This window comes from Hyphococcus sp., from assembly GCF_041986965.1.
In the GTDB taxonomy this organism is placed as follows: Bacteria; Pseudomonadota; Alphaproteobacteria; order Caulobacterales; family Parvularculaceae; genus Hyphococcus.
On sequence record NZ_JBHIXB010000003.1, the window covers coordinates 536,796 to 548,528 of the forward strand.

General features: G+C 54.2%; 14 protein-coding genes. 4 read left to right on the top strand and 10 right to left on the bottom strand.

Annotated features, from left to right (window positions below; all coding sequences use genetic code 11):
• Both ACFC5L_RS16310 and ACFC5L_RS16315 read right to left on the bottom strand, forming a co-directional pair.
• Positions 1–342: a DUF883 family protein gene (locus ACFC5L_RS16310; protein ID WP_375203318.1), complete on the bottom strand. Its 342-nt coding sequence runs from the start codon at positions 340–342 to the stop codon at positions 1–3.
• Between the two features lie 167 nt (positions 343–509).
• A complete protein-coding gene (locus ACFC5L_RS16315) occupies positions 510–962 on the bottom strand; it encodes a hypothetical protein (protein WP_375203317.1) in 453 nt (150 codons plus the stop codon).
• A gap of 258 nt (positions 963–1,220) precedes the next feature.
• Between ACFC5L_RS16315 and ACFC5L_RS16320 the strand changes: the two genes are divergently transcribed.
• The gene (locus ACFC5L_RS16320; RefSeq protein WP_375203316.1) at positions 1,221–1,394 is read left to right on the top strand and encodes a DUF1328 domain-containing protein; all 174 of its coding nucleotides are present in this window, start codon (positions 1,221–1,223) and stop codon (positions 1,392–1,394) included.
• Positions 1,395–1,446: 52 nt separating this feature from the next.
• On the opposite strand, the gene ACFC5L_RS16325 is transcribed toward ACFC5L_RS16320, so the two are convergent.
• Genes ACFC5L_RS16325 through ACFC5L_RS16335 form a run of 3 tightly spaced genes read right to left on the bottom strand, consistent with a single transcriptional unit; the run spans position 1,447 to position 3,914 of the window.
• Positions 1,447–3,138, bottom strand: coding sequence for a sensor histidine kinase (locus ACFC5L_RS16325; protein ID WP_375203315.1), 1,692 nt, complete (start codon positions 3,136–3,138; stop codon positions 1,447–1,449).
• A gap of 12 nt (positions 3,139–3,150) precedes the next feature.
• On the bottom strand, positions 3,151–3,369 hold the full coding sequence (locus ACFC5L_RS16330) for a hypothetical protein (protein ID WP_375203314.1): 219 nt from the start codon (positions 3,367–3,369) through the stop codon (positions 3,151–3,153).
• Positions 3,366–3,914 carry a response regulator gene (locus ACFC5L_RS16335; protein WP_375203313.1) on the bottom strand — a complete coding sequence of 183 codons (549 nt, stop codon included), beginning with the start codon at positions 3,912–3,914 and terminating at the stop codon, positions 3,366–3,368. Before ACFC5L_RS16335 ends, ACFC5L_RS16330 begins: the two co-directional genes overlap by 4 nt.
• 362 nt (positions 3,915–4,276) lie before the next feature.
• Here ACFC5L_RS16335 and ACFC5L_RS16340 point away from each other — a divergent pair, with 362 nt between their 5' ends.
• Complete coding sequence (locus ACFC5L_RS16340) at positions 4,277–5,092, top strand: metallophosphoesterase family protein (RefSeq protein ID WP_375203312.1); 816 nt, start codon at positions 4,277–4,279, stop codon at positions 5,090–5,092.
• A gap of 46 nt (positions 5,093–5,138) precedes the next feature.
• Here the strand turns inward: ACFC5L_RS16340 and ACFC5L_RS16345 are convergent, their stop codons facing one another.
• The 3 genes from ACFC5L_RS16345 to ACFC5L_RS16355 form a co-directional block, all read right to left on the bottom strand.
• Entirely contained in the window at positions 5,139–5,396 is a 258-nt protein-coding gene (locus ACFC5L_RS16345) for a hypothetical protein (RefSeq protein WP_375203311.1), read from the bottom strand.
• A gap of 7 nt (positions 5,397–5,403) precedes the next feature.
• On the bottom strand, positions 5,404–5,991 hold the full coding sequence (locus ACFC5L_RS16350; protein ID WP_375203310.1) for an RNA polymerase sigma factor: 588 nt from the start codon (positions 5,989–5,991) through the stop codon (positions 5,404–5,406).
• A gap of 508 nt (positions 5,992–6,499) precedes the next feature.
• Positions 6,500–7,195, bottom strand: coding sequence for a Crp/Fnr family transcriptional regulator (locus tag ACFC5L_RS16355; RefSeq protein WP_375203309.1), 696 nt, complete (start codon positions 7,193–7,195; stop codon positions 6,500–6,502).
• A 296-nt stretch (positions 7,196–7,491) separates the two neighbouring features.
• Between ACFC5L_RS16355 and ACFC5L_RS16360 the strand changes: the two genes are divergently transcribed.
• Together ACFC5L_RS16360 and ACFC5L_RS16365 are read left to right on the top strand one after the other, a co-directional pair.
• Positions 7,492–7,683 (top strand): anti-sigma factor family protein, encoded by a 192-nt coding sequence (locus tag ACFC5L_RS16360; protein ID WP_375203308.1) that lies wholly within the window; start codon positions 7,492–7,494, stop codon positions 7,681–7,683.
• A 138-nt stretch (positions 7,684–7,821) separates the two neighbouring features.
• Positions 7,822–8,718 (top strand): diacylglycerol/lipid kinase family protein, encoded by an 897-nt coding sequence (locus ACFC5L_RS16365; RefSeq protein ID WP_375203307.1) that lies wholly within the window; start codon positions 7,822–7,824, stop codon positions 8,716–8,718.
• A gap of 24 nt (positions 8,719–8,742) precedes the next feature.
• Here the strand turns inward: ACFC5L_RS16365 and ACFC5L_RS16370 are convergent, their stop codons facing one another.
• Positions 8,743–9,903 carry an AI-2E family transporter gene (locus ACFC5L_RS16370; protein WP_375203306.1) on the bottom strand — a complete coding sequence of 387 codons (1,161 nt, stop codon included), beginning with the start codon at positions 9,901–9,903 and terminating at the stop codon, positions 8,743–8,745.
• A 152-nt stretch (positions 9,904–10,055) separates the two neighbouring features.
• Entirely contained in the window at positions 10,056–11,618 is a 1,563-nt protein-coding gene (locus tag ACFC5L_RS16375) for a CHASE domain-containing protein (protein ID WP_375203305.1), read from the bottom strand.
• Positions 11,619–11,733: the final 115 nt, after the last annotated feature.

Genomic DNA, 11,733 nt, shown 5'->3' on the forward strand with positions numbered 1-11,733 from the left:
TTACTTCCGCAGAACGGTGCGGCCGAGGAGAAAGCCGAAGGCCACCGCTGCACTCAGCGAAGCGACAGGGTTCTCACGTACATTCTTCTGAACCGCTTCAGCAGCTGCACGCGTTTCCTGGTCGGCGGCTTCGAAAAAGCCTGAGGCGCGCTCACGCGCTTCTGACACACGCTGGTCAAGTTTCTCACTAGCATGCTCCGCTTTTGTGGCGCCAATCTTCATGATGTCATCGCGTAAGGCCGCGAAATCTTTTTTCAGTGCGTCAATATCTTCATGCAGAGCGGATTGTGCATCGCTTTCTGCTGCAGAATTGGAGACAGACATGGTTTTTTCTCCGTACATTTGGCTCTCCTTTCGAAGGCTCTTTCACTAGAGATAACAGCGGCGCGCGGCTTTCGTTCCGTTGCGCAAGAACATTTAGATTTAAAAAAGTCATTCGAAAACAGGTCTTTAATGCCTGTGGGGCGATATTCGCTACCAGCCGCCCAAAACTCTTATGCGAGCCATCTTTACTCAGCTGCACCGGAACTATCAGCGGACGCTAAATTCAGGGCTATTTTATCCTTAGCCCCGGCGTAAACAGGCTGAAACGGTTCTGGCTCCACTTCATGACACGAAATCGCTTCATTAGCGAAAGATGGAGGTTTTAATAGCCCTGCATGAACACAAGGGGCCGACATAGCGAACGCCGCCGCTTCAACGTTAGAAGCCGCCGGGTTAGAAGTCACAGGCTCGTTCATATCGGTGGCAACAAGGCGAAGCGAAGCAACCTCCAGCGAGTAGTAGCCCGCAGACTGAGAATGCGCGAAAGGTTGCAGCCATAAGGCTAAAACAGCAGGCCTTTCTACTGCCTCGCCAGCAGGCGCCGGCGTCAACTGTTGGGCTGCGACAGGCGAAGCGAACAAAAGGCCGGAACTAATAGCAGCGGCGAACCAAGCCGGCTTGAATAAAGTCGTCGTCATATTGCCTCTCTCCTGTAAACCCAATGCGCCGCCGGTTTGCAGATATCTACTTTCGTAGATCCCCTTGCAGCCGTACAGGTCGTACACATGGGCTTGTGCGCGGTTCCTGGGAGACGAAATGGTTCGCAGGTGACGGTTACCGATTATGAGTAAGTTCATGAAGAGCGGATGCGGTTTCTGATCCGATCGGGAACCTCGCGCCAGTTGAGCGTGTCTGCCTAGGCGAATGTCAGTTTAGAAGCGGAAAAGGAGGCTATTATGCTCGGTTGGGCAATTACATTTTTGATTGTGGCTTTGGTGGCTGCATTTCTGGGCTTCAGTGGAATCGCTGCAGCGTCAACCGGAATCGCACAACTTCTGTTCTTCGTATTTCTGATCCTGTTCATTGTGGCCATGGTGGCCCGCGCCGTTCGCGGCCGTCCGCCGGTGTAAGAACTGGATTATAAACTATCGCAAAAACGCCCGCTTCATGCGGGCGTTTTTGTTATGCGGCCTTTGGCATTCGAATTGATACGCAAGCGCCCTTTTCCGTCATATCCCTCTTAATCTCGCCGGACAGGAACCCATCCACCAGTCGCTGAACAATATTCTCCCCAAAGCCGCTTGTTTCACCTGCAACCTCAGTGACCGGACTTTGGTTTTCCTCCCGCCACTCAAAGACAAACTGATCATCGTCTTCACGCCAGTCGATTGTCAGCCTCCCGCCGGCTTCACGAAGACAACCATATTTCGCTGCATTGGACGCAAGCTCATGCGCAATCAAAGCCCAGGCAGTCGCAGCGCCCGCATCAAACGTCTTTTCTCCGCCATTGATGAAAATTCGTTGCGGCGTCATTCGCCATGGCCTTAAGGTCACTTCAAGAATTTCACGCAAATCCGCATTGCGTTTCTTCAGATCCACCGCACCGATATTGTGGGCTGCATGAAGCGCAAACAGCCGGCGGCGGGTTGCATCAGCAAACTCCTCAACAGTCCCTGCATACCTTGCGCTCAGGCTGATGAGCGCATTTGTCACCGAGAACAAATTCTTGATCCGGTGATTAAGTTCCTGAACCAGTAAGGCATTGCTTTCTTCCGCCGCCTTGCGCTTTGAGATATCGACCGCGCACAGGCATAGATGAAGCGGCTCCCCATAATCAGACAATATCGGCGTCACCGTGATAAAGGCCCAGCCTTTTTCACCGTCCTCATCCCAGAAGGGCGCTTCGCCGCTAACCTGGCCCTCTTCCTCGCCGGCGCGCGTGATGAGACTCTGCACCGTGGCGCGCGTATCTTCAGACCGCCCCCACATCTGCAGCTCCCAGAATTCCTTGCCCTTCCATTCTTCTAAAGTTTTGCCGCTGATCGTTTCTCCATATTCGTTGAGGTCAAGGATCTCTCCTTCCGGAGTCATGATGGAGAAAAGCGCGCCGATCCCGTCGATCAATTTACTGACGAGGCTTTCCCGTTCCTTCAGATCAGTAATGTCATAATTGACGCCGGCAAGGCTTGGAGCCCCCGACCTCGGATCGAAAATCACCCTTCCCCTGGCGCTGATCCAGCGATAGCGGCCATGATCGTCGCGCACACGAAATTCCGAACGGAAAACACTGGCGCCTGTGCGCGCGCCTTCAATATCACGGCGCACATGGTCCAGATCCTCTTGGTGAATCTTTTGGAACACATCCGTGCTGTAGATAGGGCCGCCGGCAGGAAGGAAAAGCAGCTCGCGCAATTGCGGGCTGGCATGGAGCCTATCGGATGCAAAATCCCAGCGAAAAACGCCTAAATCGGCCGCCTCTGCGGAAAGTTCCGCCTGCCAGCTAAATTCAAACGCCCGCTCTTCGAGCACGCGCACATAAAAGGTGATCGCCGCCGTCGCGATAACGAGGACGATCGCAGCGGAAAGCCATTGCAACCCGTTATTCGTAAGATCGCCAGGTCCCGCCCAAACGACAACAGCAGCAATTAACGCAACCAGCGCAAGCCAGAGAACCGTTCGCCGCAGCGGCGCCAGATAGCCGGAGGCCGTGGCGCCAAGCAACGACACCAAGGTCAGAAGCGGATACGTCGAGTTCGGAATAAGGACCGCAAGGGCTGTCAGCAAAATGCCGGCGGCAAGCCAGAGCCGCCCCGCCCTTCGTGACTGCAATACCTGGCGGAAAATGCGCGTGGTCGGCTTAGACGTTGTTGTCATGAGTGATCGCCGTCAAGCGCGGTCAAGCTGCTCTAGCAACTTACCGACTTGCTCGGGGTTCGATTTCGTCAATTCGAGGCCAAGATAGATCAGCGACCGTATCGCCGCCGAACGGCTCGCCGCCCGGTTTTCAAATCGCCAATCGTCAATCATGGAAAGCTCGGAATCAGCCACCATGATTTGTAATTTCTCTACGCGTTTTTCCGGCGCGGCCGGTTTGTCCTGACTCATAGGTCACCAGCCGTTGCATCAGCGTCGACGGCAGCATAGCGCGCCGCATCAAGGCAATGGGCGACAGCCGCCTGAACCGCCTCCGGGCGGTATGGCTTAACGATGACAAAATCGGGCTCCACTTCGTCCCCCTTGAGAACCTCATCCGGATAGCCGGTGATGAATATGACAGGACAATGATGCGCATCGTGAAATGCGGCAACGGCATCAACGCCTGTTTTTTGACCATCGAGATTGTAATCAGCAAGAACTATGTCGGGCGAATTTTTCAGCGCCTGGCGAGCACCCTGCTCGGCCGTGCGCGCCAAGCCCACCACGGTGACGCCCATATCCTCAAGAACGTCCTTGAGATCCGCGGCAATCAGCGGCTCATCTTCGACAATCAGCGCGCTTCGTTCTCCGCGATCTGTTCTAACCAAAGAGCGTCCTTCCGTCAGCAACACTTCATAGGGCCGCGATAAAGGCTCCAGAATTTCCTCAACCTCACGCGCCGAAAACCCGCAAACATCGCTGAGCAACAGGACAAGCCTCGCCTCCGACGGCATTGGCCCCATACTTCTGATGAACGCAGAATTAGAGAAGGGTTTGGGAGCGGCTTCTTCCGCCATCACTTCCCGCCAGCGTAGGATAAAGCGGCGAAACCACTCAACACGGCTCGCGGGCGGGGCCCCATTTTTATTTTTCTGATTAGCCTCGGCAGAGACAGCAAGGGCCAGCTCGTCGCCAACCATACGGTCGGCTGTCACGGCGCGGGCGAACTGCCTGATAGAGGCGCTAACCGGCAAAAACACATCAACTCCGTCAGTAATACCTTGATTTAAACATCACGCCCCCGGCAGGGTTCCATAAACTAATGGATTTTAATGCCTATTTGCGAACTTTTTCCAGTTTTTCGTGTATAAAAGCCGTGGTCAAGATCGCACACATCTCCGACCTTCATTTCGGACGCGCAAACGGGGCCGCTATTGACGCGCTAACACTCGCGCTCAACGGCGAGCGGCCGGATTTGGTCGCCATTACGGGCGACTTCACCCAAAATGGAGCGAGACGGGAATTTGCGCAAGCCAGCGCGTTTCTGGCGTCGCTTACCAGTCCGGTGCTTACCGTGCCGGGAAATCACGACACACCCGTTTACAACCTTCCACTTCGCTTTCTTAAGCCCTGGGCGCGCTTCGAAAAACATATCGGCGCCGCGCAGCTTCAGTTCGCAACGGCTGGGAACGTGGTGGTCATTGGCCTGAATTCCGCCCGGCGCGCCCGGATGCGCCTCAACTGGTCCTACGGCAAGCTCTCCCACAAAATAATTGAGGCCGCATCCGGCATTGCAGAACGCGAAAGCAATGAGGGAAAGACTGTCATTGTCGCCGCGCACCACCCCTTCCAGAAAGGGCCTAATCGCGCCGGCGCAGAGATTGTCGGAAACGGGGCTTACGCGCTCCAGCGCTTCGCCGAGAGCGGCGTCAGCGTTGTCATGACGGGTCATGTGCATCTCAGCGCCGCCAGTCCGCTCGCCGTCACAGAAGATCAAATCCTGTCAATCCAGTGCGGCGCCAGCGGCGGTGCGCGCGAACGCGGCGAAGCGTCCGGCTTCGGCTTGATCGACATTGGAAACGGCGAAATTTCCATAGAGTATCGGCACTTTGACCATCACTCTTATAAACTGGAGCGCCGCTTCGCCTTCTCTCGTCAGGCGCATCGCTGGACCTACCCAAGGCGATCTTAATAATACGCCTGCTTTGTCGCCGCCCGACGTTTCCGGCGCAACTCAGTCAGGCGACCCTATGATTGCCTTTCGTCCGGCCCGCGCAGAGCCGCCGAACAATCCCGTGCAGCTCTTTATCCTTATAAATCCTCGCCTTAGCGGCGAGAAGGTCTGCATTCAGGTTCGCGACCTCCATGACATGACAAAAAGCGCCGTCATCTTCAGACAAACGCTGAAGAATAACGGCGCTGCGTGCGTTCGCCGACGGATAGTCGACGAACGCATCAAAATCCTGGCGGGTGATAAGGTGCTCTACTTTAGCCATATCCCCCTTACATTACGGCCGCTGCTTTGGTTCCCTCAGCTTTCGAATTTTCTTCACCGACCATGGACAGCAGGCGGCTGCGGGCGCGAGAGAGTCGTGAGCGGACCGTGCCGACGGGAATATCCAGCATCTCGGCCGCTTCCTCATATTTCATGCCCTCGATGACAATCAGCGACAAGATAACCTTGTCGTTCAAGGGAAGGTGTTCGAAAGCCTCGACAACATCATTGTAATGCATGGTCTGCTCCTGGGTTTGCGCAGTCGCAAGACGCGATTGCGGCGCATCGTCAAGTTCAACGGCGACGCCACGAACTTTCTCGCTGCGAATCTGGTTCAAAAAAACGCGGCGGCAAATTGTGAAAAGCCATGACCGCAAATTAGAGCCGTCAAAAAGATGGGCTTTGCGAAGAGCGCGCTCAACACTGTCCTGGACGAGGTCGCTAGCGCGATCGCTGTTCTTTGTGAGATGCAGCGCAAAACGGTTCAGCGCTGGAAGGCAATCATTAAGCTCCGCTGGCGAAATCTGTGTTTGCATGTCGTCCTCCTGTAATTCGATGACGACAAGCTGGCCCGGCCCGAAATTAAAATCAAACAAATCTGCGTCTGTATGATGTATAGGACTACGTTTTTATAGAACATCAAAACATTGATTAACTTACACACTATACGTAACTGATCATTATGATGGCTTTACTTAATTTCCGTAACATCCGTGACTCACTCCAAAACCTGCTCAACCCGCTGTTTTTAGCCTGTTTTCGCCAGCCGCCGTGCGCATCAAAAAACTATCAAGCGCCCCTCTCAACTGTTTGTTGCGTGCGTAAAGGCGGAAAAAATCGACAAAGAGACGAGCCTGATTTTGCAAAATGAAAATTTATTCAGGCGTTGAGAAGGCCGCATTTGTCACATGAAAGCGCGTCAAAACTTTCCGGCGCCCGACGCGAGAAGCCTATTCAAAGCTTCTCAATCGTAAAAAAGATGCTGAAAGCGCGGCGTCAGCACGCGCTTTGCGGCATCCATATGACTTTGGAGGAGATTACAGGTTTCAGTTTTATGCGCCTCACGCCGCAATAGCTTCATACGGCGCTTGGCTTAAAAAGCCATCAAAAGTTGAACCCGAGCCGTCGCGGATTCGCGTCAAGATGCAGGTAATCGTCACTAAAATCGCACAGGTCAGCCAGATGCTGTCGACGTTCCAGTGTAATCCATCCCTTTTCCCGCGAGATGGCCCCCGCCTTTTCCAATTCACGCAAGACGCGGTTGATATGAACAAAACTAAGCCCGAGCGCGTCGGCAAGCATCGCTTGACTGACCGGCATATGAAAGCTGTCGCCGGCCCCCTCGCCCGAGATCACGGCCCGCCTGTGAAGCTCTATCAGAAGATGCGCCACACGCTCACGCGCTGACCGCCTGCCGTTCCTGACAATCTGTTCGCGCAGAATCGCCTCTTCCTGCAACGCACACCACCAGAAAGCCGCGCCGGCGCGGCCTTTTTTCTCAAAGATAGAGAGAATTTCGCGTCGCTTTATCTCGAGCACTTTGACTTGATTGAGCGCCAGCACGGAATGGTCCGCCCCAGTACTGACAAAAACTTGCAAGTCATATACGTCGCCAGGCAGCATGAAATTCAGGATTTGGGAGCGGCCATCCTCCAAAGAGATATAACGCGCCGCCCAGCCTGACGAGACGATGAACGCGTCACCCGGATCGTCGCCGCGGGTTACGATTTCTTCGCCGGATTCATAAATTTCCGTGCGATATCGCATCCCCTCCAGGGTCGCACGGTCGTCCTCATTCAAATCGGCGTAATAATTCAGTCGCCGAAAAAGGGCGTCCATGTTCACCTCCATGTGATAGTTTGTAGACTTTGAAACACGCAAATCGCAACATGGTGCGCAAAATCGCAGAAGAACAATGCCTGAGAGCCAACAACACGACCATATCCTAAGGCGTGCCCGGGGCATCCCCGGACGCCCTATCACAAATGGGGAACCAACCTCCTGACGCGACCATTCTCTAACAGACGACATTTTTCGCCGACGTCAAAATGAACGGCTGCAAGGCAGCGCTATAGAAAAGACAAAGAAACGGCTCAATGAGAAAATCCAAACCGTTCATAATTGATCCCAGCTTTGAGAAACTGAGCTGCTATCTCGACGGTGAATTACCGTATGAACAGTTAAGGGCGATTGATGAATGGCTCGCCAGGCATCCAAAGGCGCTCCAGGAGCTTTTAAAGCTCCGTCGTCTGGAAGGCGAACTGAAAGACGCGATTAAAGAGAAATAGCGATTCCGGGCAACCGCAAGGCGAAATATGGGGTGAACCTTCTTGATCGCGAAATCGCGATCAAGCGCCTGGGCCACAAGCCGGGAACTCAAAACACCGCCAATCTGTTCCCGAATGAGCAGATATTAAGGGTCGCAAATGTGCGTATATACTTTTATCAACGTAAATTCAGGCGGCGTGCAATCCATCGGCCCTGAGCGGGCTTCGTCAATACTATTCCATGAACTTAAAGAAGCCGGGCTCGATTGCAGCATGACGCTTGGCGGGCCAGCAGACTTTGATGCCTTCGCCCAAAAGGCGAAAAACGCCGACGACTCTTCAATGGTTGCAATCGCGGGTGGTGACGGCACGCTCGCCATGGCCGCAGCCGCTTTTCTGAACACACAGATCCCAGTGCTATTGCTGCCAGGCGGCACAATGAACCTCATTGCGCATGATCTGGGCATTGGTGGGGATCTGGAAATGGCGGTGCGCAATGTCGCCGCGTGCCGCCCGCGCCGGATCGACGTCGCGACGATCAATGATCGCGCCTTTTTGAACAATGTCGTCTTCGGAGACTACGCTGAAATGGCGGAGGCCAGAGAAACGATCAGGGATGCAGAGAGCATGGACGAACGGCTCGGCGCCATCTCCGAAGCGACGCATACTTTCATGAACTCGACGCCCCGAAATTTTCGGATTGAATATCCCGGCGGCGTACGCGAAATCGGCTCAAATGTGTTGATGGTCTCCAATAACCCATATACGCACGCGATGGATATGCGCCCACGCCGAAAGCGTCTTGATTCCGGAAAACTCACAATCTACCTGGCGGAAAGCCAAGACGGCATCGACCTTATCGCTCGACTGGTTGAAGTGATGCGCGGAGAACTGGGTCAATCGTCTGCTATTGAGCATGTTGATGCGGAATATTGCGTCATTCACGCCGACAGTGACACAATTTTGGCGGCCGTCGACGGCGAACCCATGGAAATGAAGACCCCCGTTCACATATCCATTAAGCCGCGCGCGCTGACTATTCTGCGCCCTGATTGATTAAAAGCACAGAGATCGGAAGCTTTACGCTCTGGCGGGCGCGCGGCTTGCAAGACCTTGTCGAACGCCGCGGTCCACCCGCTCCAGCTCTCCGATGAGAACGCCAACCGGGCCAAGCGCCGGCGTCGCATCACACACAGCCTTAAAGATAAGCAGGAGCGGAATTGCGAGAACGCCCCCGACAGCTCCCCAAAGAAATGTCAGCAATGACACGGATACAATGATCGCGATGGGCGTGATCTTCATTTTGACCCCCATAATCATGGGGGTCAGAAAATTTGATTCGATAAAGTTGAGCAGAATGAAAATACCGGCTGGCGCAAGCGCCATTAAGCTGTCGTCATAATGAACAATGCCTGACAGGCCAAGCAACACGGTCAAGATTGCCGGACCGATATAAGGAATAAAATTCAAGACAGCGGCGAGCAGCCCCCAAACATGGGGCGAAGGCATTCCAACGGCCCATAAAGCGGCGGCGAGGGACAGGCCGAGAAAGGCGTTGATGGCCGCCATCGTCAACATATAAGAGCCTATCCTCTGTTCGATATTCGCGAACATGCGCATGGCGCGAAGTTTAGCGCCAACTGACGGATTGGCTGCGGCCAGTTTCCGGCGAAACTCATTTCGCTCGGAAAGAAAAAAGAATACGAGCACCCAGGTAAACAGAAACTGGATGATCGCCCCGGGCGCGGCTTTCGTAACGCCCTTGGCCCCTTCCCTGTCCTTGATGGAGACAACCTCAGCTTCGCCTTCATCAGCGCCGACATTCGCCATTTCCTCAACTTTTTCCGACACCTCCTTCATGGTCGTCACAGCTTTTTCAATACCCGACAGCTTCTCCCGCGCCTCCACAACAAGCTCCGGCGCGCGCTCCACCCAGGCCATGGCTGGACGGCCTGTGAAGACAAGCAGAGAAATAATGGCGGCAAAGGCGCAAGCAGTCACGGCGCCCGCTGCAATCTGTTGCGAAAAACCAACCTTCACCAGCCGCCCCGTCAGAGGCGCCAACATAACACTGATGATGAAAGCCCCAGCGAGGGGGAGCATGATTGGTTTTGCAAAATAGAGAACGACAGCAATGGCTATCACGCTCAAAAACAGGCTCGCAGCAGCGATGATGCTCAACGAGCGGCGCATCGTAAAGAACTGAGGGCAAACGTCCCGTGTGAACTGCTTGGTTTCCAAGATAAGACTCCGGCTACTGCCATAAGCGGCGCTAGAGGGACAGCGCCAGGCGCGGCATGGTTCCAAAGCCGGGAAAATGCAGGGAACTTATTCTCACAGGAGTTGTTGTTAGGAGGATTAAAGTCCGCCTGCTGGGGTATTACGGCGACTGCCTACGCCAATGGAAAGGAAATTTCGATAATAAGGCGTGGCTTTTCGAATTTCCTATTGAAGACGCCTTCCAGCTGCCCCTCAACCATCAGCTTCGCAAGTTTTGAACCAAAACCTTCCCGGTCAAGAACCGGATCTTCATGGTCAAAACCTTCCTCCATCCACACAATGTGGACCTCATCACAGCCAGCCGGATTTTTGGCGCACCGCCAGGAAATATCGAGTCTGCTTTCCTTTTTGAACGCCCCGTATTTCGCCGAATTCGTCGCCAGCTCATGAATGACAAGGCCAAGCGACTGCACTTGCATTTCCGTGAGCGCCACCTCCGGCCCTGAAAGAGAAAGAATTTTATCACTCGTCTCGCACATCAGATCGATCTCGTCGCGCAAGAGATCAGACAAGGAAGCCTTCCTGCGCGCCGAAGCGGCAAGCAGATCCTGTGTGCGCGACATGGCCTCAAGGCGCCGCGAAAAATCACGAAGATAATCGTCGAGATTGGATGCAGAGCGCGAAGACAATCTGGCTATTGAAAGAATACGCGCAAGCAGATTTTTAAAACGATGGTTGGTTTCTTTAAGATATAAATCTTTCATATCAGCGCGGGCTTTGCGTTCGTCCGCCAGCGCCTGCAATGCCTGAATACGCGCTTCATTTTCACGAAAGAGCCGCCAGAAAAACAGCGTCGCCATGATGCCGGCGATAATCGACAAAAGCGATGCGGCGCGCCATGCGCTGAAACGTTCCTGTTTGGGCTTCAGGTATATAGTCCAGTCGCGGCCACCCACTTTAATTACAAAATCATGCGCTCCCCGCGCCTGATCGCCGCCGCCATACAAGACCACATCTTCGTTCACGCCCTCCGAATATGCGGCGGTGACATCAATGTCCGGCAATGTTGATAAAACCGCACGGAAAAGGTCATGCGCGCGGAAGGGCGCATAGACATAGCCGTCCGGGGCGCCGCCAATATTCTCCTCAACAAACAACGGCAGGTAGATCAGAAAACCGGCCTGCACTTCCTCGTCTATTTCCTGAACGAGTTTTACCGGCCGGGAAGCTGTCGCCTGTCCGCTCTGCGAAGCGGCCATCATGGCTTCCCGGCGAACCGCCTCGCTGAACATATCGAAGCCCAGAGCCGCGTGATTTCTTTCATCATCTGGCTCTAAAAGCACAATAGGATAGCGCAGATTCTGATCCGTTTCCGGCCAGACCGCGCGATCAAGACCATAGTCTCGACTTAAGCGAGCCTCGATATCCGCTTCCTCTCCCGGCCGCAGCCTTTTCGCATACCCAACCCCTTGCATACCAGGCACACGCCGGCGGACATCGCTTGCCTCGAGATAGTCTTTGAACAAGTTTCTATCGACGTCGCCAACCGTCAGAAAAAGGCCCTTCGCAGCATGGAGAACGGAAATTTGCTCCTCAATCCGCTGTTCAATCTCAAGCGCCGCCTGCTGAAGATAACTTTCAACCGCGAGGTAATCATTACGGCTAAACGCCCACGCACCGATGACGCTAAGGATGGTGACCAGCAACATGGCCAACAAGGCGGCGTTGATCTTCATGACGGTGTATCGACTTTCTCTGCTTCAGGACGAGTACAGGACATTTTTTGCTCACCCGGCCGAAGTCATTACAGCGAAACGATAGACGTATTCCAATGGAAAGTGGCGTCAGGAA